The following is a 26607-nucleotide window of genomic DNA, read 5'->3' on the forward strand; positions in this document are numbered from 1 at the left end:
CGTGGTGAGAAATAATTTTTCCTCTTGGTGTAAGCAACATAAACAGAGTCAGAATAAATCCACTTTGACGTATCTCTAGGAACTCTGAGGAGTCACCTGTTTGACTTTGGATATCCAATAATGATTGCAACCAACGATGAGTTTGCTTTTGCAAATCACTCAAGGTCATATCATCGCTCTTATATAGCCAATGAGAAGCCACACCTTCTTCTGCAATATGGTCCATATGTATAGTACGAATTTGGAACTCAATAGGCGTACCGTAAGGACCTACAAGTGTTGTATGTAGAGACTGGTAACCATTGATTTTTGGTATAGCAATATAGTCTTTGAACTTTCCCGGAACAGGGCGATAAAGTTGATGTAATACACCTAGCACGATATAGCATTCTGTGAGGGTATTTACAATAATTCTAAATCCATAAATATCCAATACATCTGAAAATGATTTTTTTTGTTCTTTCATTTTCTTATGGATGCTATAGAGTGTTTTTTCACGGCTGGCAATTTTGCCCTCAATACCATAGGCTGGGAGGGCTGCACGGATATTATCGGTAATCTTGCCTAAGAGATTACGACGAGTGCCATGGGCATTTTCTAGTGCTTTTTTTAGTACACGATAACGATTGGGATAATACGCAGCGAAAGCTAAATCTTCAAACTCACGGACGAGATTGTTTAAACCTAAACGATTGGCGATAGGAGCATAAATCTCTAATGTTTCATTAGCGACCCTTCTTGCTTTAGTAGCATCCACGCCGTCCAGCGTGCGCATATTATGCAAGCGATCTGCTAATTTCACCAAAATAACACGAACATCTTTAGCTGTGGCTAGCAACATTTTGCGAAAGCTTTCGGCTTGTTGCTCGGCTTTGCTTGCAAAATTAATACGCTCTAACTTGGTTAAGCCATCGACTAAATCAGCGACATCTTCGTTAAAACGTTCAGCTATTTCAGATTTTTTGATATCTTGATCTTCAATGACATCATGCAATAGCGCTGCCATCAACGCATTAGGGTCTAGTTTCCAATGGGCACAAATTTCGGTAACGGCGACAGGGTGAGTAATGTAAGGATCACCACTAGAGCGCATTTGCCCAGTGTGTGCTTTTTCAGCAAATAAAAAAGCCTCACGAATTTGTGCAACATCCGTAGAGGGGAGGTAAGTTTTTATTTGCGACAATACCCCATCAAATAAATCACCTTTTGGAGATGGGGTAGGGGTTGGATTAGTTAACGATTGTGCTGCAGGTTTTTTCTGCTTACGTTTAAAAGGTGACTTCTGACGTAAGGCATTAAGAAATGATGATGACACACCTTTGAGACCCATCAGCACATCTCCCTATTAAGTAGGTACTTTGCTTAACATTTCTAAGCCAGTTTTGCCTTCGGCAATTTCGCGTAAAGCAATTACAGTAGGTTTGTCATTATTGACTTCTACGCGAGGTTGATGACCTTGTGCTAATTCACGAGCACGGTAAGTGGCGACTAATGTTAAATCAAAACGATTAGGGATTTTTTCTAAACTATCTTCTACAGTAATACGAGCCATGATAAAAACCTAAAATATTATTTTGGGGTATAAGAAATTCCCAATTCAGCAAAAAGTTTGTGATGCTTTACCGCTTGACTTGGATAACGTAATCCAGCTGTTGAAACAATTTGTTCTAATTGTGTTAAAGCAGTATCAAATGAGTCATTAATAATAACATATTCGAACTCATCTGCGTGGGCAATTTCACTACTTGCAGCTAATAATCGGCGAGAAATGACGGTGTCTGAATCTTGACCACGATTTTTCAGGCGATTTTCAAGTTCTTCAATAGAGGGGGGGGAGGATAAAAATATCAATAATATCCGGAAATTGTTTACGTACTTGACGTGCACCTTGCCAATCAATTTCTAGCAAAATATTTTCACCATTTCTGATTTTTTCCTCTACGAATGGACGAGGTGTACCATAAAAATTACCATGTACTTCCGCCCATTCTAAGAGGTTATTATGCTCACGCCATTTAGAAAATTCTTCCACTGAAACAAAATGATATTCACGACCATGCTCTTCACCAGGACGAGCTGGTCTAGTCGTACATGATATGGATAAATGGATGTCAGGATATTTTTTTAATAATGCATTGACCAAACTGGATTTTCCCGCACCACTAGGAGCAGATATCATAAATACATTACCAGGATATTTCATAGTTAGCCTTTCTTACAGCAAAAAGAGACTCTTATCATAGCAAAAAAGTATTCAACCGTGATAAAAATTAGTCTTTTTGCTATGCTAGCCTAGAGTGCATCACTCGCATAGTCAGCTAAGCGAGAACGTTCGCCTTTTTGCAATGTAATATGTCCTGAATGTGGCCAGCCTTTAAAACGATCCACAACGTAGGTAATACCAGAACTGCCCTCGGTTAAATAAGGGGTATCAATTTGTGCAATATTACCCATACAAACGATTTTTGTCCCCGGACCTGCACGAGTGATAAGGGTTTTCATTTGTTTAGGTGTTAAGTTTTGTGCTTCATCAATAATCACAAATTTATTTAAAAAAGTTCGTCCACGCATAAAGTTCATTGATTTTACTTTGATATGCGATTGGATAATTTCCTTACTAAGACTGCGTTCCCATTGAATGGAGCTATCTTGGCGTGCACGTGTATTTAAAAACTCTAAGTTATCCTCTAAGGCGCCCATCCATGGTTGCATTTTTTCTTCTTCTGTTCCCGGTAAGAAACCAATATCTTCACCGACCGATACGGTAGCACGGGTCATAATAATTTCTGTGTAACGCTTGGTTTCTAATACTTGGGTAAGCCCAGCCGCTAAGGCCAATAATGTTTTACCTGTACCGGCTTGACCTAATAAAGTAACAAAATCAATATCAGGATTCATCAGTAAATTGAGGGCAAAATTTTGCTCACGATTACGTGCACTAACGCCCCAAACATTATTTTTAGGATGCGTATAATCACGGATTGTTGCTAGTACAGCGGTTTTGCCACTGACTTCTTTTACTTGAGTGTAAAGAGGGCTATCGCCTTCAAAATACACAAACTCATTCACACTAAAATCCGCTACATGAGGGCCTTTAATGCGATAAAAAGTCGTACCAGCTTGTGTCCACGACTCCATATCTTTGCTATGTTTTACCCAAAAATTATCGGGTAAAAGAATATTGCCCTCATAGATTAAATCAGAGTCTTCAACCGTGTGGTCATTTAAATAGTCTTCAGCACTTAAGCCAAGAGCACGTGCTTTAAGACGCATATTGATGTCTTTAGACACAAGCGTTACTTGGCGTTGTGGAAATTGATTTTGCAAGCTTTGTACCACGGTGAGGATCATATTGTCTGCTTTTCCAGAGGGCAGGGCAATGCTTAAAGGATCATCAAGTTTTTCAGTTTGAAACCAGAGGCGACCAGTAGCTTCTTTATTGCCTAAACTATTTAAAGCTAGCCCTTCGGAGAGGTTTGTTGACTCTGTACATAGATCATCTAGTGTACGGCTGACTTGGCGTGCATTACGTGCGACTTCTGTCATACCCTTTTTATTATGGTCTAACTCTTCTAGTGCCATCATGGGTAAGTAAATATCATGTTCCTCAAAGCGGAATAATGAGGTTGGGTCATGCAATAGCACATTGGTATCTAATACAAAGAGTTTAGTGGCTCCAGTGCCTTGTGAGCTAGCTTTTTTATGGTGACGATTAGCCGGTTTTGTCGCTTTTTTCTCAGATGCTTTAGTGGTAGTAGTAGAAGCCGTTGATGCAACAGAGGGTTTATTAGGCGCTGTTGCTGTACTTACGGTTGTATTGTTTGCTACTGTTGTGGGTTTCACCCCCTCAGTCAGGTTTGCCTTAGTGCGTAAAGGAGTTTGTCCAGTCGTCGATGGTGTTAACTCTGCTTTAGGTTCTTTGGATACATCAACTTTACTCGCTAGAGTAGTGGGCATTTTTGGTAAAGGCATATCAATTTCCTGAGGGTTAGATTTAAGGGGGATTAGTTAAGGCCACGGATAAAGGCTAAAACAGTCTCAACATGCTGTGGCACTTTAACGCCACGCCATTCTTGTTGCAGAATACCATTTTCATCAATCACAAACGTTGAGCGCTCTATACCTCGCACTTGTTTACCGTACATATTTTTAAGCTTCATCACACCAAATAATTCACATAATGTTTCATCTGGGTCTGAAATCAAGGCGAAAGGCAAGTCTTGTTTAGTACTAAAGTTGTCATGTGATTTAAGAGAGTCGCGGGAAACACCAACCACAGCTGTATTGAGTTGAGAAAATTCTTCAATGCTATCTCTAAAGTTTTGTGCTTCTGTCGTGCAACCAGGCGTGCTATCTTTAGGGTAAAAATACAATACTAGTTTTTTTTCTGCGAAATCTTTGAGTGATAAGGTTCCTTGGTTACTTTCAGCATTCCAGTCGGGTACTTTTTTTCCAATTTCAATTTGACTCATATGAATATCCTTTTCTTAAAATAATTAGTCAATTAATAAAGCAATAGCCACTTTTCTGCCTTCTGACATAAGTACATTATATGTTCGAGCAGCGGCTTTTGAGTCCATAGTCTCAATACCTATACGTGCGTGCATAAGAGGGGCAAGAATACTAGGTGAAATAAATGCCTGACGCTTACCAGTACCAATAATAATAACCTCTGGTGCATCAATATAATTGACTTGGGGAGTATCGTTGAGAAAGTCTAAAGCAGATGTGCTAGCTTTGACTAGGCCAGCCGCTGTTTCGATATGTTCAAGAGTAATCTCTGTAAAGTGATTCACAGACCACTCTGATATTTCTGCCGTRGGGCTTAAAATAGATAGGATGGTGATAGCGTGTATCATTGACTTCGATATAATCTTCACCATAACCAGTAACGGTATTTAGGGCTGTTCGCGGTTCTCGATGTAATTGCACATAAACTCCAATGTTTTTATTATCTTAATATCCTAATATGACAGGTTTGTTATAGTTTAATATTATAAGAAAAAAATAAAGCAAAATAAATTCTGCGGAAATTCAAAATACCTTGCATTTCAAGCCTAAAATAAGCTATTTTTATAAGTTTATAATTTTAATTTTCTTAAGGTATGATCATGAGAAATTTCCCTCGCATTCAGCGTTTACCACCCTATGTATTTAATATTACTGGTGAGTTGAAAATGGCCGCGCGACGACGTGGGGAAGATATTATCGATATGTCTATGGGTAATCCAGATGGCTCTACACCAGAACATATCGTTAAAAAAATGGTCGAAGCCACATTACGACCAGATACTCACGGTTATTCCGTTTCTAAAGGTATTCCTCGTTTACGTAAAGCGATTACTGATTGGTACTTGCGTCGTTATGATGTTGCCTTTGATCCCGACTCAGAAGCGATTGTAACAATTGGTTCAAAAGAGGCTTAGCACACTTAATGCTAGCTACATTGGATGAAGGGGATACTGTGCTAGTGCCAAATCCAAGTTATCCAATTCATATTTATGGCGCCGTTATTGCGGGAGCTAATGTGCGTTCAATCCCTATGGGACCAAATATTGATTTCTTTGCCGAAATTGAATCAGCTATTCACAATACATTCCCTAAACCTAAAATGTTGATTATTGGCTTCCCAAGCAATCCAACAGCACAATGTGTTGAGTTAGAGTTTTTTGAGCGTATTGTTAAGCTCGCTAGGGAAGAAAATATTATTGTTGTGCATGACCTTGCTTATGCAGATATTACTTTTGATGGTTATGTAGCACCTTCTATTATGCAGGTGCCCGGTGCCAAGGATGTGGCTGTTGAGTTTTTTACGATGAGTAAAAGCTATAATATGGCGGGTTGGCGTGTTGGTTTTATGGTAGGTAACGCAGAAATTGTTAATGCCTTAGCTCGTATTAAGTCTTACCATGATTATGGTACGTTTACGCCTATCCAAGTAGCATCAATAGCGGCATTAGAAGGTCCACAAGATTGTGTACATGAAGTTACTCAAGAGTATCAAAAACGTCGTGATGTGCTTGTCAAAGGTTTGCATGAAATAGGTTGGATGGTTGATATCCCTAAAGCTTCTATGTATATCTGGGCAAAAATCCCAGAACAATATGCACATATGAAGTCATTGGAATTCTCTAAAAAATTATTAGCCCAAGCAAAAGTGGCTGTTTCACCGGGCATTGGTTTTGGTGAATTAGGTGATGATTATGTTCGTTTTGCTTTGATTGAAAACGAGCAGCGTACTAAGCAAGCATTACGTGGTATCAAGGAAATGTTTAAAAAGGATGGCTATCTGAAATGAGTCAGTTAAATCCCCTTAAGGTTGGTTTATTAGGTTTTGGTGTTGTGGGGAGTGGTACTTGGAATGTATTGACTCGTAATGCTGAAGAAATTGCACGTCGTGCAGGGCGTCATATTGAAATTGTTAGAATTGCTACAAGAACGCCTGCTAAAGCTATCAATGTTGTTGGTGCCGCAGTGCCAGTTGATAATGATTTAATGACTGTTGTTAATGATCCTGATATTGATATCGTGGTTGAGTTAATCGGTGGCACGACTCTAGCAAAAGAGCTTGTGCTTAAAGCGATTGAAAATGGTAAACATGTGGTCACAGCCAATAAAGCATTATTGGCAATGCATGGGAATGAGATTTTTGCCGCCGCTAGCAATAAAAAAGTGATTGTTGCCTTTGAGGCAGCGGTTGCTGGGGGTATTCCGATTATTAAGTCTGTTCGTGAAGGATTAACAGCTAATCGTATCCAATGGTTGGCTGGTATTATTAATGGTACGACAAACTTTATTCTGACAGAAATGCGAGAGAAGGGGTTGCCATTTGCGGATGTACTTAAAAAAGCTCAAGAGTTAGGCTATGCAGAAGCAGATCCTACATTTGATATTGAAGGTGTTGATGCCGCTCATAAATTAGCCATTTTGGCTTCGATTGCTTTTGGTATTCCTGTGCAGTTTGACAAAGTCTATGTTGAGGGTATCAGTCATTTAGCACAAGAAGATGTAGTGGCAGCAGATCGTCTCGGTTACCGTATCAAATTACTAGGTTTAGCTATTCGACGTGAAAAGGGTATTGAGTTAAGAGTTCATCCTTGTTTAGTACCTAAAAATAAGCTTATTGCTAATGTTGAAGGGGCAATGAATGCGGTAGTGGTTAAAGGGGATGCTATTGGCGAGACGCTTTACTATGGTGCCGGAGCTGGCTCAGAACCAACAGCCTCAGCGGTGGTAGCAGATTTGGTTGATGTGACACGTTTACATACGGCTGACCCAGAAAATCGTGTCCCGCATTTGGCATTCCAAGCAGATGCTTTAGCTGATTATCCGATTTTACCGATAGAAGAAGTTATTTCCTCTTATTATTTACGACTAGGTGTAGAGGATAGACCTGGCGTGATGGCGGATATTGCTAAAGTATTAGCAAGTCATCAAATTTCCATTAGCTCTATGATACAGGACAATAAAGGCGAGAATCAGGCGTCAATTATTTTCTTGACACACAATGCTAAAGAAGGTGATGTGCTGGCAGCAATTAAACAAATTGAGGGCTTAGATTTTGTTCGCTCTGCGATTACACATCTGCGCATGGAGAATTTATCATGAAATATGTATCTACCCGAGGAGGTGGTCAAGCTGTTAATTTTTCCGATATCTTGTTAGAAGGATTAGCAAGAGACGGTGGCTTGGCTATGCCAGAAATCATGCCTCAAGTGAGTGCGGATATGTTGGAGCAATGGCGTCAATTATCCTATGCAGATTTGGCAACAGAAGTATTAAGCCTATTCATTACGGATATTCCTAAAGATGATTTACATCAATTAGCTCATAAGAGTTATAACAAACAAGCGTTTGGTTCTGATGAGATTGTGCCTATTAAGAAATTAGATGATCAAATTAGTTTGGTGGGATTATCAGAGGGACCGACATTAGCATTCAAAGATATGGCAATGCAGTTTTTAGGCAATATTTTTGAATATGTTCTAGCTAAGCGTGGCGCAACCTTGAATATTCTTGGGGCTACATCTGGCGATACAGGATCAGCGGCAGAATATGCATTGCGTGGCAAAAAAGGTATTAAGGTATTTATGTTGTCACCTTTTGGCCGTATGAGCGAATTTCAACGTGCACAAATGTACTCTTTACAAGATGAAAATATTTTTTAATTTATCTGTTAAAGGTGTTTTCGATGAGTGTCAGGATATTGTTAAGGCATTGGGGAATGACTTAGCGTTCAAAGAGCACTATCATTTAGGTGCGGTGAACTCTATTAATTTTGGGCGTATTTCAGCTCAGGTGGTTTATTATTTCTGGGCGTGGTTGCGTGTGACAAGCCAATCAGATGAGCAGGTCTCATTTACTGTGCCGTCAGGAAATTTTGGCAATATATTATCAGGCCATATTGCTCGTATGATGGGATTGCCAATTCGGCATTTGGTAGTGGCTACCAACGAAAATAATGTGTTGGAAGAGTTTTTCCGTACAGGGATTTATCGTCCTCGTTCAGCCGCCAATACGTATGCTACATCTAGTCCTTCAATGGATATTTCTAAAGCGTCAAATTTTGAGCGATTTATTTATCATTTATTGGATAGTGACGGTACTAAGGTTAAAGCTCTTTGGGATAGCTTAGCACAACAGGGTGAGTTTGATTTATCAACGATGAAGCCTTTATTTGAGGAAAAATATGGCTTTGTGGCTGGTATGAGTACTCATGCTGATCGTCTAGCAACGATTAAGCACGAGTTTGAACAGCATGGTTACTTGATGGATCCACATACCGCGGATGGTGTAAAAGTGGCGAGAGAACACCTAGAAGAGGGGGTGAAAATGTTGGTCCTAGAAACTGCATTACCCGCTAAATTTACTGAAACGATACAAGAGGCTATTGGTCAGCCAGCACCAATCCCTGAACATCTCAAAGGATTGAAAAATCTTCCTCAACGAGTGGATGTTGTTGATTGTGATGTAGAAGTGGTGAGAAAATATATGCAAGAGAGAATTTAAGGCTATCTTTTAATTTTATTCTCACTATAAATCCCCCCCATAGAGTGGTTACAACCCTTTATGGGGGATTTTTCATGGTGAGTATAGTTTTTATTTAGCCTCTGACGGATAGATAAGATACTAGAGTTGTGCTATCTGAGTTTAGTAAATATTAATTAGTATTTTAGGGGTAGGAAAGGTTGAATATGTTAGGGTAAAGAATTTTCTTGATTATTTTTGTAATCTTATTTTTTTATGATGATTTGCGTTTTGACGTTATTAAATGATAAATTGCATAAATCACCAATACCATAATACTCACATTGATAGTAGAACCAACAAGATAATATAAATCTGTAAGGGTTTCTTGTCCACAATAGTTTTCAATAGGTCTACAGACAGAAAAAAAGAAAAAATATAAACCATTCAGGATATACAGGAAAAAAACTCTCGTATCTTATCCATAAAAACATATGGGTTAAAATAGCTATAACATACAGAAATAATTTCAGAAGAAAGAAGTATTTTTTCATGAAACTGCCACAATACCATAAGTTAAATATGCTGAGTTAGGAATGGGATATTTAGGTGAGTTAAGAATATAGTTACGAATTTGAGAGTAATCATTCATATTATCAATAGTTATGCAACCTTCACTAATTCCAAGCCGTCCTTTAGGGTGTAAACGAAACTGACCTCTTTTAATAGAATCACAAAATACAAAATCATCAACTTGGTCATCTTTTTTATAGAGGGCAAACCACTCTCTTTTATTAGAAAAAAGCTCTCTTATTTGACTAAGTCTCCCACCTGACTATCTATCGACAATATAATATGTCCCAATTGGAATTGGACCAATTTTCGCTAAACAAATATATTGAGATTTATTTCTATAATCTGCCATTCCTGAAAAGGCATCATATTTGTTTCCATTAATCTCTAAGCTACTCATCTCCTTTGAGTTTAATTTGAATTTGGCATTTATCATATTTTCTCTTCGCTTAAATAAAAACGCATTAAAAATTACTTCACTGTGCTAAGTGTAGATTAAATAAGAGCTCAAGACAATATAAAAAATTATGCAATTTATTTTTAAATCTAATTAGTAATAGTGTAGGCGTTATATATTAAACTGATTATGCTTAGGGTCTATTTTTTGCGAGATAATGACTAAATAAATTGTTTCTAAATTAATCAGATATTGGGAAATATTTCATAATAAATAATAATATTGTAAATAATGAGCCAAATAGAGCTAAATAACCTGTAAATGTAAAGTCTTGGTTTTTTGAATTGAGTAGCAACAGAAGCCCCCCATAGAGTGGTTACAACCCTTTATGGGGGATTTTTCATGGTGAGTATAGTTTTGTTTCGTGAAAGGGTATTGTGAGAAGTTATGGGGAAGTGCGTATTAAAGCATGGCCTGTTAAATAGGTGTTGGTATTAAAAGACTATATGATGAGTTTATCTACGATGAAGAAAAACTTATCATTTATCAATTGTTTTTAGTCTATTTCCGATTAAAATAGTCGGGTAAAGAACTTATCGATCACTGCGTGTTTTTAGGTGAAGATAAAGAATTTTTAAAGAAGTGTTTTTAATACGTTTTTATTTTTAATTGGGGTATTGATATGGGATTAGTACAGATAGAGATACCAAGTCCGTCAAAGCGTCAATCTTCACGCTTTGAGGTATTTTTTGCATTGGGGTTTAGACCTCTTTATTTACTCTGTGCCATTTGGGCAGTGATTTCGATCGCTATATGGATATTTGCACCTTCTTATTTGATGGGACAAATGAATAATGTATGGTGGCATGCTCACGAGATGCTATGGGGGTTTGTAGCGTCTATTGCCGTTGCTTTTTTACTAACAGCCAGTGCTACATGGACAGGCTCTAATCCACTTAAATCTTGGCCTTTAGCAAGTTTATGTGGGTTATGGCTAATCGCTCGTATAGCTTATCTTATTCCCGGCAATATACCTTTTTTTATTGCTGGTGTATCAGATGTGGCATTCTTCTTATATGCAGCATGGGCATTGGCAAAAGTGCTGTTAAAAGCTAAAAGTAAGCAAAACTATCCTCTTGCTATTGCGTTAATTGGCCTAGGCTTAGCGAATGCGAGTTACCTTATCACTGTGTATATAGGTCGATTTGATTTATTGCGTACTGGTTTTGCTATTGGTATGTTAGTGATGAGTTATATTGCCTTGTTAATTGGTCGTCGAGTTATTCCGTTTTTTGCCCAACGAGGTGCAGGTTTAGATATTCCCCGTAGTGAAAAATCTGGTCGATACCAATTATGGATAGCTATTGTTGCAGTAGCTTGTTTGATTGTTGGTTTAGAAGAAGTGACAGGGATTGCATTGATTGCATTGGGTATTATTACCTTGTATCAATTATATACTTGGAAACCATTAGGTGTTTGCAAGGTGCCATTACTATGGGTGTTATATATTGCCTATGCTTTCTTAGGTATTGGTTTTATTATTTCTTCTTTATATTTCCTTCCTTTGCAATTAGGTATTCCTCCCGCAACGTTCGTACATTTTGTCGGCATGGGAGGCTTTTCGGTCATGATTATCGGTATGATGACTAGAACAGCATTAGGTCATACTGGCCGTCCATTGAAAGCCAGTAAATTGATGGTGGTAGCGTATGTCTGCGTTATTTTGGCAACAGTAATCAGGTTAGTCGCTATTTTTGTACCTTTTGCTACACCTTTATTGCATATAGCAGCAACGCTATGGATTATCGCTTTTGGCGCATATGTTTACCAATATGGTCCATACCTCACTAAACCTAGAGCTGATGGTAGACCTGGTTAGAGGGTAGGCGAGTTACAGTAGTAGATTAGGCTTAGTCAGAAGTAGGTCGGTATTAATTTATACCATTACATCCCAAAATAACGACCTTGGCTAAGCCAAACTTTTGAAGCAGTGAGTAGTTTTGAGACAGGAGAGAGACTTATTCCTTTATCCAAGACTCGCCACTGATCTTTTTCTAAGGCTTTTAGTAGTTTTAAACATAAGTTAGCCTTGATAAGGCAAGGACGTAATGCTTGACGACTTTCGGGTGCTAAATAAGGAAGTGCTTCTTTGAAAAGCTGTCTGGCATAGTTACCTTGAGCTTGCATAAACACTCTGAACTCATCAGAATATTTTGCATTTAGAATATCCGCTGCTTTTATTTGATGTTCACGTAAAAAATCCATGGGAATATAGATGCGTCCTTGAGTAGCATCTTGACCTAGTCCTCTGAGCAAATGCGTAAAATGAATAGCCACCCCAAGCTTTTGTGCAAAACGGATATTTTGTTCATTGGTTGGCGCTAAGACTTGTGTAATTAAACAAGCAAAAGCACCTGATTGCATCGTGCAAAAATTCTTAAGGCTTGTCCAGTCTAGATAACGATTATGTGATAAATCCATTTCAACAGATTCAACAATATAATCAAAATATTGTTTTTTAAGGTCATACTTTTTGATGGTAGCGACCAATGCTTGTGAGATTGGGTGTTCAGGTTTACCATGAAAAAGTTGCTCAATTTCATTTTTCCACCAAGAAAGCTTCAAACGTGCCACAGAGCTTTCTGTGCTGATGTATAGAACGTTTGAAATCTCATGGAAAAAAGCATGTAATAACTTTATGTCTTTTTGTGTGTCTTGAGCTAAAAATAAATAAGCGTAGTAGGCACTTGATCCATATTTATAGGTTTTTTCATCACTGTATTGATCTTGAATAGAGGGTTCTGGTGCGGAATGAGGGCTCATAGTTTTATTCAGCTACAAAAATTCCTATTATATAAGTTCTTTATTATGAAGAAAGAATTTCCTTAATTTTTGATGGGAGATGCACAATTATTTCGTTAAGAATTATAATCTTTCGGTCTGAACGTTATCGTTGCTTGGACTGTGGCAATAGGGGGTTATGTATCAAGTCATCGATTTATCATTGCAGTGATTATCATGATTGAATCTCATATTGTTATATTCACATTTTGTTGTATCTTGTTTTAAGGATTTTTCTATGTCTGCAATTAAAGGCATTTTTTCGGCTTACTTTAAGATTAACCTTTTGGTTAAAATTCTAGTTGGTCTAGTGCTGGGTGCTATTGTGGGATTGTTATTTCAAAACAATCCTGAGATGATTAGCTTTTTAACGCCTTTTGGTGATTTATTTATTCGTTTATTAAAAATGATTATGGTGCCTGTTATTGCATGCACTTTGATTGTTGGCGCTAGTACAATTGCTCCTGCTCACCTTGGACGTATTGGGGGAAAATTAGTTCTCTACTACATGATGACTTCTTTCTTTGCGATTGTCATTGGGCTATTCGTAGGTGCTGTACTTCAACCAGGTACAGGTTTAACGCTTTCGGCTATTGAGGGCAAGGCAAAAACAGCACAATCTCCAAGTGTGGTCGATATTTTATTAAATATTGTTCCTACAAATCCCTTTAATGCGATAGCAGAAGGACAAGTGTTGCCTATTATTTTCTTTTGTTTAATGTTTGGTTTGGCATTAGCTTTTGGTCGTGATAGCCAAGATGAAACAGTTAAAAAAGCCTCTGATTTAGTTTATTTATTTATTGAAGGGGTCAGCCAAGCGATGTTTAAAATTGTCGGTTGGGTGATGCAATATGCTCCTTTCGGTGTGTTTGCGTTAATTTTTATCGTATTCTCTAAAAACGGTGCAACAGCATTTGGTCCTTTGGCTAATGTAACAGCTAGTGTTTATATTGGTTTAGTTCTACAAGTAGTTATTGTTTACTTTGGTACTTGCTTATTGATGGGATTAAGTCCTATTCGCTTCTTATCAAAAGTGCGTCACCCAATGGTTACCGCCTTTGTGACACGCTCATCTGGTGCGACCTTACCAGTATCAATTGATGCGGCAGAGAAAATGGGTGTGCCAAAAGCGATTTATGGCTTTGGTTTACCAGTAGGTGCTACCATTAACATGGACGGAACAACGATTTATCTTGGTGTTTGCGCCATCTTTATTGCGAATGCTGTTGGTGTACCACTTGATTTTTCTAGCCAATTAACCATTGTGTTAACAGCTGTATTAGCGTCTATCGGTACTGCTGGTGTGCCTGGTGCTGGGGCTATTATGTTGTTAATGGTATTAGAGTCTGTAGGTTTAAAAGTAGAGGCGGGCAGTACCGTTGCGGTTGCCTATGGCATGATTCTTGGTATTGATGCTTTATTAGATATGGGTCGTACTTCGATGAATGTGGTTGGTGATATGGCAGGTGTTGTTGCTGTCGCTAAAAGTGAAAAGCAACTCGATTTAGATAGATGGAATAGCTAGGACCAAAAATAGTCCCTGCGGACTATTTTTAGCCAAGCTATTCTGAGAGCCTCTGGCTCGAAGTGGACTAGCTAGGACCAAAAATAGTCCGTGTGGATGAAACCAGACTAAAAAGAGTCCATTGAGGACTCTTTTTTGACGGTTGAATCTGAGTGACCTGTAAGTCACGAAGTGGGCGAAACCAGACTAAAAAGAGTCCATTGAGGACTCTTTTTTGACGGTTGAATCTGAGTGACCTACGAGTCACGAAGTGGACTAGCTAGGACCAAAAATAGTCCGTGTGGATGAAACCAGACTAAAAAGAGTCCATTGAGGACTCTTTTTTGACGGTTGAATCTGAGTGACCTGTAAGTCACGAAGTGGGCGAAACCAGACTAAAAAGAGTCCATTGAGGACTCTTTTTTGACGGTTTGAATCTGAGTGACCTGCGAGTCACGAAGTGGGCGAGCTAGGACCAAAAATCAGCTTACTTTGCTAGTTTTGCGTCTAATGAGAGTTTACCAGCACCTGTATACATTAATAATAAGAAAGCTAAGCTATATAAAGCAGTGGCTTCTCCTTTGTTCAGTAATGGAACTAACACATTACCAGCAGGAGCTGCATGGAACATAAAGTAAGCAACTGCCATTTGACCAGCAAGTACAAAAGCTGTCGCTCGTGTAAATAATCCTAGTATTAATAAAATACCGCCACCAATTTCTAAAATACCAGCCAAACCAAAAATAGAAAATAATGCCACAGAGCCGTTACTACCAGTCATTGATAGAGGGTATTCAAAAAATTTAGATGTACCATGTAATAGATACATATACCCGATTAGAACACGAGTAATAAGTAGGATAAATGGGCTTAGTTGATTGGATAGTTTTTCAAAAAAAGAATTCATTGTATGTTCCTTTGCATAGATTAAAAGTAATCAATGACGACTATTATCAAGGTTTTATAATAATAAATGAAGATATGATATGAATTGATTCTTTTCTTAAAAAGAAAAGATGGAGTTATTGAAGTTAATTTGCTAAAAAATTAAATAAAGCATAAAAAATGGACGGTACTTAATACTAATATGCTGTGTATGGCGTGTTATGCTTTATGTGTTAATACTTTAAGCATTAGGCATATTAGTAAGTACCATCCATCGTCAGATTGTCAATATCTTGTGATTGTTCGATGATGAACTATAGTTTTCACAATTAATCACTTATGAATGATTAATTAAAGGGTCATTATTTTTCGTTGTACCAATGAATTGCCCGTTTTACTAATAGGAGCGTTGCATCCAAATAGCGTTCAGGTGTTGCTGTAGCTTCTTTTGATAAAATAATAGGTACTTCTGTACAGCCTAGAATAATGGCTTCTGCCCCTTGAGCGAACAAATTATCTTTTTGTTTACTCATAATCTCGTGAGCTTTGTCAAAATTGCCTGCTTTAAGCGTATAAATGCTTTCCATCACGAGTGCTTGATCTTCTGGACTAGGTTCGATATACGTTAAACCACGCTTTTCAATTTCTTGCTTATATAAACCTGTTGCTAAAGTTGCATTGGTGGCTAATATACCAATCTTTTTTAAACCTGACTGAAGAGCAGCATCTGCTGTAGTCTCAATCATGCTTAGAATAGGAACAGAAGATGATGACTTGTAAATCTTTATGCCAATAGTGTGCCGTATTACAAGCAATCACAATACATTTTGCACCAGCAGAAATAAGACGATTTACATAATCTTGCATGGCAGGCAGTGGTGATGGCCCTCCTTTTAATAGGGCAGTACTACGGTCTGGAATATCAGGAATAGAGGAAATCAGTAACGGAATATGTTCTTGGTCACAACTCGCAGGTGTTAATTGAATAAATTTTTGGAACATATCTGCTGTGGCAGCGGGACCCATTCCGCCCAAGATGCCGATAATTTTTTTCATGGAAACTTCCTTGTAACTTCTATAAAGATTTTTCTATCCATCTGATGTATTGATGAGATGCATTATAATAGCTCTTTCTCTATGGAAAGAAAAGAATAACCGTAACGGAGAGATTCCTATGCCACGTCCTATATTGGCGACTATTTCTACTTCAGCGATGGCGCATAATTTGTCGCAAGTCAAAGCAAGAATTGAGTTCGCTAGAAAAGTCCATTCATCAATCAATCAACAGTGTCTTTCTAAAATTGTAGCGGTGATTAAAGCTAATGCCTATGGACATGGTACGTTAAATGCGTTGATAGGCTTTAAGGCAGCGGACGCACTCGGCATGATTGATTTGGTGGATGGCATTCTTTGCCGTGATAATGGCTGGACAAAACCAATCATATTGCTAGAAGGTTTTTTCGACTCTCAAGACATTGAGATATTACAGCACTATCAATTGACCACAGCTATTCATCATCAGGCACAAATTGCCTATCTCAATGAGGCAAAAAATGTTGGCAAACCAATTGATGTATTAGTTAAGTTTAATACAGGGATGAATCGTTTAGGGTTTCACATAGATCAAGCCAAAGACGTATTAGTTCAACTCAATGAATTAAAAGCTAAAGGAATTGTAGGACGTATCGGTGCCATGTCTCATTTTGCTAATGCAGATTTAGAGAGTATTTATGTGAATGATGCGGCACAAAAAATCCTAGCTATAGCTCCTCAGTTTGATGGACAGCTAAGTATATGTAACTCAGCGGCAAGTATTCGCTATCCTTATTTAGCGTTGCAACATCACGAGAATTGGGTTCGTCCTGGAATTTGTTTGTATGGGTCATCTCCCTTTGATATTGAGCTTTCTCAATATCCTTCAGTCGATTTTAGACCTACGATGACGCTTGAGGCGAAGGTGATTGCGATTCAACAATTGAAGGCAGGAGATAAAGTAGGCTATGGTTCACTATTTACAGCGGATCAGCCCATGAAAATGGCTGTCGTGGCGTGTGGTTATGCTGACGGTTATCCTAGAAGTGCTCCACAAAATACGCCAGTAATGGTGGATGGTGTTGCAGCTAGTATTATTGGTCGAGTTTCAATGGATATGATAACTGTTGATGTGACCCATATTCCAAGTGCACAAGTGAATTCGCGAGTTGTGTTCTGGGGTGATGGCGGTCCAACCATTGATGAGGTTGCTAAGGCTACTGGTCGTATTGGCTATGAGATAATGTGTAATTTAGCAAAACGCGTACCTATTAAGGTTGTTTAAGTACAAACGATTTAAATTTAAAATTAAAGGCGAACAATAAATTTATGGCTAAAGCAAAAACCAGCTTTGTCTGTCAAGAGTGTGGTGGTGTTAGCACCAAATGGCAAGGGAAGTGTCCTCATTGCCACAGTTGGAATAGTATGGTGGAGTTTGTTGAGAAAAGTACTCCCTCAGGCATTAATCGTTTTGCACACCTAGCTGAATCTGCACCTGTCAAAATCTTATCCGAAGTGCAGGCTGCAGAGATACCACGGATAACAACAGGATTAAGTGAGCTTGACCGAGTATTAGGTGGTGGCTTAGTACCTGGTGGGGTGGTATTAATTGGTGGTGATCCTGGAATTGGTAAATCTACGCTATTGATTCAAGCATTGTCGTATTTGTCAGATCGCCATGATGTACTTTACGTTACTGGTGAGGAGTCTGCTGAACAAGTCGCTCTACGAGCACATCGTTTAGAATTAAATACTGATAAGGTTAAACTATTAGCAGAAATTCAGTTAGAGTCTATCCAACAAGCATTACAACAAGAAAAGCCTAAAATAGCGGTTATCGACTCCATTCAAACTTTGTTTTCAGGAGAATTAACAGCGGCTCCAGGATCTGTTTCTCAAGTAAGAGAATGTGCTGCACAGCTAACACGGATGGCAAAACAAAATGGTATAGCGATTGTTATGATTGGTCATGTTACCAAAGACGGCACCTTAGCTGGTCCAAGGGTACTAGAGCATATAGTAGATACAGTCTTGTACTTTGAAGGAGAAAGTGATTCAACCCACCGTCTCATTCGTGCATTTAAAAATCGTTTTGGTGCCGTGAATGAACTAGGTGTGTTTGTCATGACAGATAAAGGTTTAAAAGGAATTAATAATCCTTCCGCCATTTTCTTATCGCAACATAATGAAGATGTTTCGGGGTCTTGTGTGATGGCTACACAAGAGGGAACACGCCCTTTATTGGTGGAGATTCAAGCGTTGGTTGATACGGCGCATGTCCCTAATCCACGGCGTTTAAGTATTGGTTTAGATGGCAGTCGACTAGCTATGCTATTAGCCGTCTTAAATCGTCATGTTGGTGTGGCGACATTTGATCAAGATGTGTTTGTAAACGTGGTGGGTGGCGTTCGGATAACTGAAACAGCGGCAGATTTGCCTGTATTGCTATCGATATTATCGTCTATGCGAGATAAACCATTACCCAAAGGTTTATTGGCTTTTGGGGAAGTAGGTTTGGCTGGTGAAATTCGTCCTGCTTCTCGAGGTCAAGAACGATTAAAAGAGGCGGCAAAGTTAGGGTTTAAAATAGCGATGATTCCTAAGCATAATGCACCTAAGCAAAAAATTGAGGGACTTAAAATCTGGCCTGTTTCTCGTTTAGAAGAAGTGTTAGATTATTTACGATAATAATGCTTAACGGGGTAATACGTAGAGTAATACTCAGTGAGCAATGGTATCCAAAAAATAGAGCAAGAATTTTCCATGAAGTCTATAAAAAATGCAAAAACTATCGCACGTAATACACAGGTAATATTTTATGGTTAAAAAAGATATTCAAATGCCTACCCGTAAAGAATTGTTTACTTATTATGAGCGGTTAGGGGGGGAGCAAGCCGTAAGAGAACTAGTCGAAAGGTTTTATGATTTGATGGATTTAGAGCCTCAATTTAAAGAACTTCGTCAAACACATGGTGATTCGCTAGATTCTGCACGATTAAAATTATTTTTATTTTTAAGTGGTTGGCTAGGTGGACCAGATTTGTATGTAGAACAGTTTGGTCATCCACGGTTACGGGCGCGTCATTTACCGTTTTCCATTGGGATTATAGAACGAGATCAATGGCTAGCTTGTATGGCTCAGGCACTTGAGGATTGTGGTACTGAAGAAGAACTTAAAGACAGGCTATTAACAGCTTTTTTTGGTGTGGCTGATTGGATGCGTAATCGAGATGATTGATTTTCCGTTAAGTTTGGCGACAGATTCAAGAATTTTATGTACTTGGCCTGAAATTGCCAAACAAATAGATGAGCGTTATTTTGCCTTGGGTGGTGTAAATACTACCCATTTCTTACCTTACTCATCAATTGTACCTGTGAGTGTAGGTGGACGTAATGCCGCTTGGTTTGTTACGCATTCTTTATTTAAAGGGGTGTTGCGTCATTATCGGCGTGGTGGATTAATTGGTAAGCTAATCAAAAATGTCTATTTATGGCAGGGTGTGGAAAAGACTCGCTCTTGGTCGGAATACCGTGTAATGGCTTATTTGTATATACAAAATGCGCCAGTACCACGTCCCATAGCCGCATTCTATCATCGTCAAGGCCTAACTTATGAAGCAGCCTTAATTACAGAGCAAGTGGAAAATGCTCAAACATTAATTGCTGTATTACAAAAAACCTCTCCTGATGACTATGCACAGCTTGCTCAGCAAGTGGTCACCGCGATTAAAAAAATGCATGCATTAAATGTTAACCATGCTGATCTTAATGCATTCAATATATTGATTAATCCACAGGGTGAAATTTATTTAATTGATTTTGATAAGGCTAAGGTGGAAACACAGCAGGGGACATGGTGCCAACACAACCTCCAACGCTTAGAAAGACATCTAAAAAAAGTGTTAGGAGAGCAAGGTTTGGCATTTATGTCTCATATTCACAAAAAATATTAAAAAAGATAGTAAAAAATCGTGCAAATAGTGAAAAAAGCCTTATTATTAACTTTCTACTTTTTTAACCTTTGTACATAGAGGGTCATTCAATGAAACTTAATTTTTTGGGTAAACTTTCTGTTGCGGCAGCCATTGTAGGTGCAACTTTTTCTACTTCATTAGCACAAGATAATAAAGTTGTTAATGTCTATAACTGGGCTGAATATACTGCGGACGATACGCTTCCTGGTTTTGAAAAAGCGACAGGTATTAAAGTTCGTTATGATACCTACGATACTAATGATATTTTGCAGGCAAAATTATTAACTGGTAATTCTGGTTATGATGTTGTAGTGCCATCTACTCACTATGCTGCTCGCCAAATTGAAGCAGGGTTATTACAAAAATTAGATAAAAGCAAAATTCCTAACTGGGCAAATCTAGATCAAAGCATTATGGATGTGGTGGCTCAAGTTGACCCAGGTAACCAATACTTAATTCCATGGGGTTTCGGTACCAATGGTTTAGGCTATAACGTGACTAAAGTGAAAGAAATCTTCGGTGATAACGTTGATTTGGCTAACTGGGATATGTTGTTTAAACCTGAAAATGCTGAAAAATTAAAACAATGCGGTATCTCTGTACTAGATGAAGCGGCACAAGTGTTTCCTGCTGTATTGCACTACTTAGGTAAAGATCCTAACTCTGATAAACCTGAGGATTATCGCGAGGCATTGGCATTATTAAAACAAATCCGTCCATATATCCGTCAATTTAGCTCATCAGGCTATATTGATGAGTTAGCTTCTGGTGATTTATGTATGGTTTATGGCTTTAATGGTGATGTGCTAATTGCGGCTGATCGTGCGAAAGAAGCGAAGAAACCATTTACCGTGGATTACTTTATTCCAAAAGGTGGTGCACCAGTTTGGTTTGATACGATGGCAATTCCTAAAGATGCCAAAAACGTAGACGCAGCACATGCCTTTATTAACTATATTGAAACACCTGAAGTTCACGCAGCGATTACTAACGAAATGTTCTATCCGAATGCTAACAAGGCAGCTCGTGCTCATGTAAAACCTGAGATTGCTAATAATAAAATGTTATATCCTGACGAAGATGTAGCAAAAACATTATTTGTTATTAAGCCTCAGTCATTACAAATTTCTCGCTTACAAACACGTTTGTGGGCTGAGTTAAAATCAGGTAAATAAACTAAAAAGGGAAAGTAAGGCATTATGGAAGAAAGTCGCTTTACGACTCAAATGGGTGATCCCGATGAGTTTGTAAAATTAATTGATGTGGTTAAAATTTTCGGTGAAACAGTAGCTGTTAAATCAGTGAATTTATCTGTGCGCCGTAATGAAATTTTTGCTTTGTTAGGAAGTTCAGGATCTGGTAAATCAACACTATTACGTATGTTGGCAGGTTTTGAACAACCAACATCGGGTCAAATTTTACTGGATGGTGTCGATATTTCATTGGTACCTCCATACAAGCGACCAGTGAACATGATGTTCCAATCCTATGCCTTATTTCCTCATATGACGGTAGAGGCAAATGTTGCCTTTGGTCTTAAACAAGAGGGCGTGGATAAGCAAGAAATCCATGATCGCGTGTTTGAGGCGTTAGATTTAGTACAGATGGCTGGCTATGCTCGCCGTAAACCTTCACAGCTTTCTGGTGGTCAGCAACAGCGTGTTGCGTTGGCACGTAGTCTTGTCAAACGTCCAAAATTATTATTGCTTGATGAGCCTATGTCTGCGCTTGATAAGCAAATTCGTGAAAAAACTCAAATCGAATTAGTGAAGATTCTTGATTCGGTTGGGGTAACGTGTATTATGGTGACGCACGACCAAGAAGAAGCAATGACAATGGCACATCGTTTAGCCGTCATGACGGATGGTCGTATTATTCAATCAGGTACGCCACATGAAGTATATACCTTCCCAAATTCACAATTTGTCGCGAGTTTTATTGGGTCAACAAATATTTTTACGGGCACAATTGTTGTGGATGAACCTGACCATGTTGTTATTGAGAGTGACGAATTAATGCGTCCCATGTATGTTAACCATGGTGTATCAGAGCCGTTAGGTATGGAAGTGTATATTTCTATCCGCCCTGAACAAATCCGTGTTTTACGTGACCAACCTGAAGATGAAACCAATGTAGGACATGGCATGGTCACTCACGTGGCATGGATGGGCTCTTATCTGCGTTATCAAATTCGTTTAGATGCGGGTAAAATCATTGAAGCGAGTGTACCAAATAGTCGTATTGGTCAAGATGAACCCCCAGGTATTGATGATGAGGTTTACATCACATGGGGTCCTGATAGTGGAACAGTATTACCGTCATGATTAATTTCTCAGCTCTTCTTAAAAAGATTACCCCTAGCCAAGATAACGTGGCGATTGTGCCTCCGTTTGCGTGGTTGGTTATTTTTTTATTGGTGCCTTTCTTTATCGTTTTAAAGATTAGTTTTGCAGAATCCACATTTGGTATTCCACCATATTCTTCTTTAATTGAATTTAAAGAGGGAGTGATTCGATTAGCGCTACATTTAGAAGGGTACATCTTATTATTTACTGATTAGCCTTTTTGTTCATGCCTATATCAATTCACTGAAAATGGCAGCGATAACGACCATATTAGTAACTTTAATTGGTTACCCTATGGCGTATTACATTGCTCGATCAGAGCCAAAAACACGTAATTTATTATTACTGTTAGTGATTTTGCCTTTCTGGACATCATTGTTATTGCGTGTCTATGCTTGGGTGGGTATTTTACGTAATGAAGGCTTATTAAATAATTTCTTGATATGGTTAGGAGTGATTGATACACCGATTGAGATTTATCGTACAGATATTGCTGTGTATATTGGTTTAGTGTATACCTATTTGCCATTTTTTATCTTACCGTTATATACCAATTTATTAAAATTAGACCAACGTCTATTAGATGCTGCTTCTGATTTAGGGGCAAAACCATTTAGCACTTTTTTAAATATTACCTTGCCTCTTTCTATGCCGGGTGTTATTTCTGGGGCAATGCTAGTATTTATTCCTACTGTTGGTGAGTACGTCATACCTGAGCTCTTAGGAGGTACAGATACCTATATGATTGGTCGAGTGATGTGGGATCAATATTTTACAGATGCTAACTGGCCTGTGGCTGCTGCTGTGGCTGTAATAATGATTCTATTGTTATTAGTTCCTCTGGTGATTTATCAACATAGCCAGTCGCAATTAATGAAGGAGGACTAAGATGAAAGCTCATGGTTCTTGGTTTAAATGGCTAGCGTTAGGTCTTGGTTTTGCCTTCTTATATATTCCAATTATTAGCTTAGTAGTCTTTTCATTTAATGACTCAGCCTTGTCGTCATCTTGGTCGGGATTTTCTTTTAAATGGTATAAAAGCTTAATGGAAGACCAAGCACTGCTAAACGCAGCGTGGTTATCGTTTAAGATTGCGGTGATGTCAGCAACAATGGCGGTTATCGTAGGAACTTGGGCGGGTTATGTCCTAGCTCGCAAAGGTCCATTTAAAGGTTTCTCACTCTACATTGGGATGTTGAATGCACCATTAGTGATTCCTGATGTCATCCTAGGGATTTCTTTATTACTGATGATTATTGAGTTAAGAAATATTACTGGATTCCCTGAGAGTAATGGTGTATTTACTATTTGGCTAGGTCATGTCACTTTGTGTGTGGCATATGTATCCGTTGTAGTTTCTACTCGTGTTAGAGAGTTGGATAGATCGTTAGAAGAGGCGGCATTGGATTTGGGCGCTACGCCAAGAAGAGTATTCTTTTCTATCACGCTACCCTTGATTGCACCAGCCTTGGTATCGGCTTGGTTGTTAGCATTTACGTTATCATTAGATGATGTGGTAATTGCGTCTTTCCTTAACGGTCCAGGCTTTACTACTTTACCGATTGAAGTATTCTCACGTGTTCGTTTAGGTATAAAACCAGAAGTAAATGCGTTGGCCACTATTTTTATCGTGGTGGTGGGTACTATTGTTATTGTCGCTAATCGTTTTCAGGACAAAAACAAATGAGTTTACATATCTACGGATTAAAAAACTGCAGCACTTGTGTGAAAGCCCAAAAGTGGCTTTCTGCACAAGGTGTGGCGTTTGAGTTTCATGATTTACGTCAACAAGTACCGTCTTTTGATGAGCTTGCACGTTGGGCGGATAATGTAGGCTGGGATGCGTTAATCAATAAAAAATCGCAAACATGGCGTCAATTAACAGATGTACAAAAGGCGCTAACAGCACCTAATGATTTAAGTCAACTAGTGCAAGCTTATCCGTCATTATTAAAACGCCCTTTGTTGGAAAACACGCAGAATAACATGATGTTATTAGGTTTTTCAGAAGAGAGCTACCAGTCGCTATTAAGCTCACTCACTAGCTAATGAGGGTTAGTTTAGTATTATAGTTATCTATGAATATATAAGTTATTTATATTGGAATTAGGTAGATTTATAGCGCAAGACTTTTTCTCAACAACAGTTATATAAGTTTATATAATACGATTAATGATTGTGTCTAAGGAATTCTTATGTCTTTTTCTCAACAACAGTTAAAAGAGCAAGTGGCTAAAGCCGCAGTTGATTATATATTGCCATTATTAACACCTGAGTCTATTGTGGGTGTGGGGACAGGATCAACAGCTGATTTATTTATTGATGAATTAGCTAAGCACAAAGACAAATTTAAGGCGACTGTGGCGAGCTCTGAAAGAAGTACTCAACGCTTAGCTCAACATGGTATTAGCGTATTGAACTTAAATGATGTCCAAAGCATGGTAGTGTATGTGGATGGTGCAGATGAGATTAACCCTTTATTACAAATGATCAAAGGGGGAGGTGGCGCTTTAACACGAGAAAAAATCGTCGCTTCAGTGGCAGAGCAATTTGTCTGTATCGTAGATGAAAGTAAATTGGTGGATCAGTTAGGTGCGTTTACCTTACCTATTGAAGTGCTCCCAATGGCATTACAAAGTGTATCTCGCAAAATGGTTGCATTGGGAGGTGTCGCAAAACAAAGGGAAGGATTCATTACTGATAATGGAAACCCAATTATTGATGTCGGTGGTTTTTCTCTTGCTGATGCTCGTGAACTTGAAGGTAAGATTAATGATATCCCCGGTGTCGTCTGCTGTGGTTTTTTTGCTTTGTCACCAGCAACAGTTGCGTTAGTATCTACCCAAGAAGGCATTAAAATCCTAACAAAATGACAATTGTAATAAACTAGTCATAATTGCAGGATAAACTCACTGTATTCTTTTTAATAGGTGCAATATGATTGAACATAGCAATAAACGTTACGATAATGATTTAGAGTCAATGCGTTCTGAATTATTACGCATGGGTGGCATTGTTGAGTCCATGATTCAGGATGCTATTAATGCGCTTGATACAGGTGATTTTGAACTTATCAGTCGTGTGTTAGATAATGAAAAACAAGTAAATGACTTAGAAGTTGCCCTTGATAAACATATTGCTGAAATTATCGCTAAAAATCAACCTACGGCGATTGATTTACGCTTATTGATTTCTGCGTTAAAAATGTTAACTGATATGGAAAGATCAGGGGACGAAGCAGAGAAAGTGGCTAAAATGGCACGTCGCTTATATGAAAATCATAAGAACTATGAGCCACTTGTTGAATTACGTCACATTGGTCAATTAGTTATTAGCATGTTGCACAAATTATTAGATGCTTTTGCACGTAATGATGCTGTAGTTGCCGCTGAAGTTGTTCGTGGGGACAAACAAGTTGATAAAGAGTGGAAGACCTTATTACGTACTTTAAGTAGTTACCTAATTGAGGATCCACGTAATACAACAGAAACAATTGATTTAATCTTTATTGCACGCTCATTAGAGCGCATTGGGGATCATGTCAAAAATATGGCAGAACGAATTATCTACCTTGTTCAAGGTGAAGATGTTCGTCATACAGGCGTTAAAAATGCAGAGCGTGTTGCTCGTGGTATAGAGACAACTACAGATGAGGCTGAACAATCATAGTTGTTGAGCTTTATTAGAGAGGGACTAGGAGTTTCCATATTAGCTACTAGCCCACATGCATAAGCCACAAAAAAGCCAACTGTCTAGCGAGATCTAACAGTGGCTTTAATCTTTTCCTAATCAGTATAGATGTTTTTTCTATGTACTAGGCGCTAGGAGGTACATAACCTTGTGCTTCTACATCACGATCCTCAAATAAATAGCTTTCCATTTGTTGTTTAACATATTTACGTGCACGAGCATCGGCTAAATTTAAACGATTTTCATTGACGATACGCGTCTGAATACTTGTCCAGTTTTGCCAAGCTTCACGAGAAATGTTCTTATAAATTTGTACACCGATTTCACCAGGATATGGTGGATAGTCAAGACCAGGTGCTTCTTTTTTTAACTTAACACATTGAACCATTCGTACCATAA

General features: G+C 38.4%; 23 protein-coding genes and 5 pseudogenes. 16 read left to right on the top strand and 12 right to left on the bottom strand.

The features are described 5' to 3' along the window. The 6 genes and pseudogenes from V757_RS16455 to V757_RS16475 form a co-directional block, all read right to left on the bottom strand. On the bottom strand, window positions 1-1330 hold a 1330-nt coding region (locus V757_RS16455; protein WP_023949050.1), incomplete at its 3' end, for a RelA/SpoT family protein. A gap of 15 nt (window positions 1331-1345) precedes the next feature. Continuing rightward, a complete protein-coding gene (gene rpoZ / locus V757_RS16460; RefSeq protein ID WP_023949052.1) occupies window positions 1346-1552 on the bottom strand; it encodes a DNA-directed RNA polymerase subunit omega in 207 nt (68 codons plus the stop codon). 17 nt (window positions 1553-1569) lie between these two features. Beyond that, window positions 1570-2203: pseudogene (gene gmk, locus V757_RS16465) on the bottom strand (guanylate kinase). An 89-nt stretch (window positions 2204-2292) separates the two neighbouring features. Continuing rightward, window positions 2293-3972, bottom strand: coding sequence for a PhoH family protein (locus tag V757_RS16470; protein ID WP_023949054.1), 1680 nt, complete (start codon window positions 3970-3972; stop codon window positions 2293-2295). A 32-nt stretch (window positions 3973-4004) separates the two neighbouring features. Further along, window positions 4005-4472: a peroxiredoxin gene (locus V757_RS0113070; protein WP_031274018.1), complete on the bottom strand. Its 468-nt coding sequence runs from the start codon at window positions 4470-4472 to the stop codon at window positions 4005-4007. 24 nt (window positions 4473-4496) lie between these two features. Next, on the bottom strand, window positions 4497-4796 hold the full coding sequence (locus tag V757_RS16475; RefSeq protein WP_245586937.1) for an Mth938-like domain-containing protein: 300 nt from the start codon (window positions 4794-4796) through the stop codon (window positions 4497-4499). A gap of 315 nt (window positions 4797-5111) precedes the next feature. Between V757_RS16475 and alaC the strand changes: the two are divergent. The 3 genes and pseudogenes from alaC to thrC all read left to right on the top strand — a co-directional run bounded on the left by alaC (window position 5112) and on the right by thrC (window position 9009). Beyond that, window positions 5112-6298, top strand: a pseudogene (alaC, locus tag V757_RS16480) (alanine transaminase). Further along, a complete protein-coding gene (locus tag V757_RS16485) occupies window positions 6295-7608 on the top strand; it encodes a homoserine dehydrogenase (RefSeq protein WP_023949056.1) in 1314 nt (437 codons plus the stop codon). Before alaC ends, V757_RS16485 begins: the two are co-directional and overlap by 4 nt. Further along, window positions 7605-9009: pseudogene (gene thrC / locus V757_RS16490) on the top strand (threonine synthase). Before V757_RS16485 ends, thrC begins: the two are co-directional and overlap by 4 nt. 508 nt (window positions 9010-9517) lie before the next feature. Here thrC and V757_RS27790 read toward each other — a convergent pair. Continuing rightward, window positions 9518-9976, bottom strand: a pseudogene (locus V757_RS27790) (DUF2778 domain-containing protein). 643 nt (window positions 9977-10619) lie between these two features. Here V757_RS27790 and V757_RS16500 point away from each other — a divergent pair. After that, window positions 10620-11816: an NnrS family protein gene (locus tag V757_RS16500; protein ID WP_023949058.1), complete on the top strand. Its 1197-nt coding sequence runs from the start codon at window positions 10620-10622 to the stop codon at window positions 11814-11816. Window positions 11817-11881: 65 nt separating this feature from the next. On the opposite strand, the gene V757_RS16505 is transcribed toward V757_RS16500, so the two are convergent. After that, window positions 11882-12760, bottom strand: coding sequence for a squalene/phytoene synthase family protein (locus V757_RS16505; RefSeq protein WP_023949060.1), 879 nt, complete (start codon window positions 12758-12760; stop codon window positions 11882-11884). 256 nt (window positions 12761-13016) lie between these two features. On the opposite strand from V757_RS16505, the gene V757_RS16510 reads away from it, so the two are divergent. Next, on the top strand, window positions 13017-14303 hold the full coding sequence (locus V757_RS16510) for a dicarboxylate/amino acid:cation symporter (RefSeq protein WP_023949062.1): 1287 nt from the start codon (window positions 13017-13019) through the stop codon (window positions 14301-14303). A gap of 466 nt (window positions 14304-14769) precedes the next feature. Here the strand turns inward: V757_RS16510 and V757_RS16515 are convergent, their stop codons facing one another. The 3 genes from V757_RS16515 to V757_RS29515 all read right to left on the bottom strand — a co-directional run bounded on the left by V757_RS16515 (window position 14770) and on the right by V757_RS29515 (window position 16223). Continuing rightward, complete coding sequence (locus V757_RS16515; RefSeq protein ID WP_023949064.1) at window positions 14770-15189, bottom strand: DoxX family protein; 420 nt, start codon at window positions 15187-15189, stop codon at window positions 14770-14772. Window positions 15190-15529: 340 nt separating this feature from the next. After that, on the bottom strand, window positions 15530-15913 hold the full coding sequence (locus V757_RS29510; RefSeq protein ID WP_218184461.1) for an aspartate/glutamate racemase family protein: 384 nt from the start codon (window positions 15911-15913) through the stop codon (window positions 15530-15532). Beyond that, window positions 15906-16223, bottom strand: coding sequence for an aspartate/glutamate racemase family protein (locus tag V757_RS29515; protein WP_218184462.1), 318 nt, complete (start codon window positions 16221-16223; stop codon window positions 15906-15908). The genes V757_RS29510 and V757_RS29515 overlap by 8 nt, the downstream gene beginning before the upstream one ends. A 118-nt stretch (window positions 16224-16341) precedes the next feature. Here V757_RS29515 and alr point away from each other — a divergent pair, with 118 nt between their 5' ends. From alr to phoU, 11 genes and pseudogenes are all read left to right on the top strand, one after another. Continuing rightward, entirely contained in the window at window positions 16342-17484 is a 1143-nt protein-coding gene (alr, locus tag V757_RS16525) for an alanine racemase (RefSeq protein WP_023949066.1), read from the top strand. 44 nt (window positions 17485-17528) lie between these two features. Then, window positions 17529-18887, top strand: a complete 1359-nt coding sequence (gene radA, locus V757_RS16530; protein ID WP_023949068.1) for a DNA repair protein RadA — start codon at window positions 17529-17531, stop codon at window positions 18885-18887. 130 nt (window positions 18888-19017) lie between these two features. After that, on the top strand, window positions 19018-19437 hold the full coding sequence (locus V757_RS16535; protein ID WP_023949070.1) for a group II truncated hemoglobin: 420 nt from the start codon (window positions 19018-19020) through the stop codon (window positions 19435-19437). Continuing rightward, a complete protein-coding gene (locus V757_RS16540) occupies window positions 19430-20152 on the top strand; it encodes a 3-deoxy-D-manno-octulosonic acid kinase (RefSeq protein WP_023949072.1) in 723 nt (240 codons plus the stop codon). Before V757_RS16535 ends, V757_RS16540 begins: the two co-directional genes overlap by 8 nt. A gap of 89 nt (window positions 20153-20241) precedes the next feature. Further along, the gene (locus V757_RS16545) at window positions 20242-21348 is read left to right on the top strand and encodes a polyamine ABC transporter substrate-binding protein (RefSeq protein ID WP_023949074.1); all 1107 of its coding nucleotides are present in this window, start codon (window positions 20242-20244) and stop codon (window positions 21346-21348) included. A gap of 24 nt (window positions 21349-21372) precedes the next feature. Continuing rightward, a complete protein-coding gene (locus V757_RS16550) occupies window positions 21373-22497 on the top strand; it encodes an ABC transporter ATP-binding protein (protein ID WP_023949076.1) in 1125 nt (374 codons plus the stop codon). Continuing rightward, window positions 22494-23406 (top strand): annotated as a pseudogene (locus V757_RS16555) (ABC transporter permease subunit). Before V757_RS16550 ends, V757_RS16555 begins: the two are co-directional and overlap by 4 nt. A gap of 1 nt (window position 23407) precedes the next feature. Continuing rightward, the gene (locus tag V757_RS16560; RefSeq protein WP_023949077.1) at window positions 23408-24205 is read left to right on the top strand and encodes an ABC transporter permease subunit; all 798 of its coding nucleotides are present in this window, start codon (window positions 23408-23410) and stop codon (window positions 24203-24205) included. After that, complete coding sequence (locus tag V757_RS16565; protein WP_023949079.1) at window positions 24202-24567, top strand: Spx/MgsR family RNA polymerase-binding regulatory protein; 366 nt, start codon at window positions 24202-24204, stop codon at window positions 24565-24567. Before V757_RS16560 ends, V757_RS16565 begins: the two co-directional genes overlap by 4 nt. A 146-nt stretch (window positions 24568-24713) precedes the next feature. Next, window positions 24714-25391 (top strand): ribose-5-phosphate isomerase RpiA, encoded by a 678-nt coding sequence (gene rpiA, locus V757_RS16570; protein ID WP_023949081.1) that lies wholly within the window; start codon window positions 24714-24716, stop codon window positions 25389-25391. 64 nt (window positions 25392-25455) lie between these two features. Beyond that, window positions 25456-26187 (top strand): phosphate signaling complex protein PhoU, encoded by a 732-nt coding sequence (gene phoU, locus V757_RS16575; RefSeq protein WP_023949084.1) that lies wholly within the window; start codon window positions 25456-25458, stop codon window positions 26185-26187. A gap of 145 nt (window positions 26188-26332) precedes the next feature. Here the strand turns inward: phoU and V757_RS16580 are convergent, their stop codons facing one another. Beyond that, the gene (locus V757_RS16580; RefSeq protein WP_023949086.1) at window positions 26333-26605 is read right to left on the bottom strand and encodes an oxidative damage protection protein; all 273 of its coding nucleotides are present in this window, start codon (window positions 26603-26605) and stop codon (window positions 26333-26335) included. Window positions 26606-26607 lie beyond the last annotated feature (2 nt).

It is taken from the genome of Pelistega indica, assembly GCF_000506865.1.
GTDB lineage: Bacteria > Pseudomonadota > Gammaproteobacteria > Burkholderiales > Burkholderiaceae_B > Taylorella > Taylorella indica.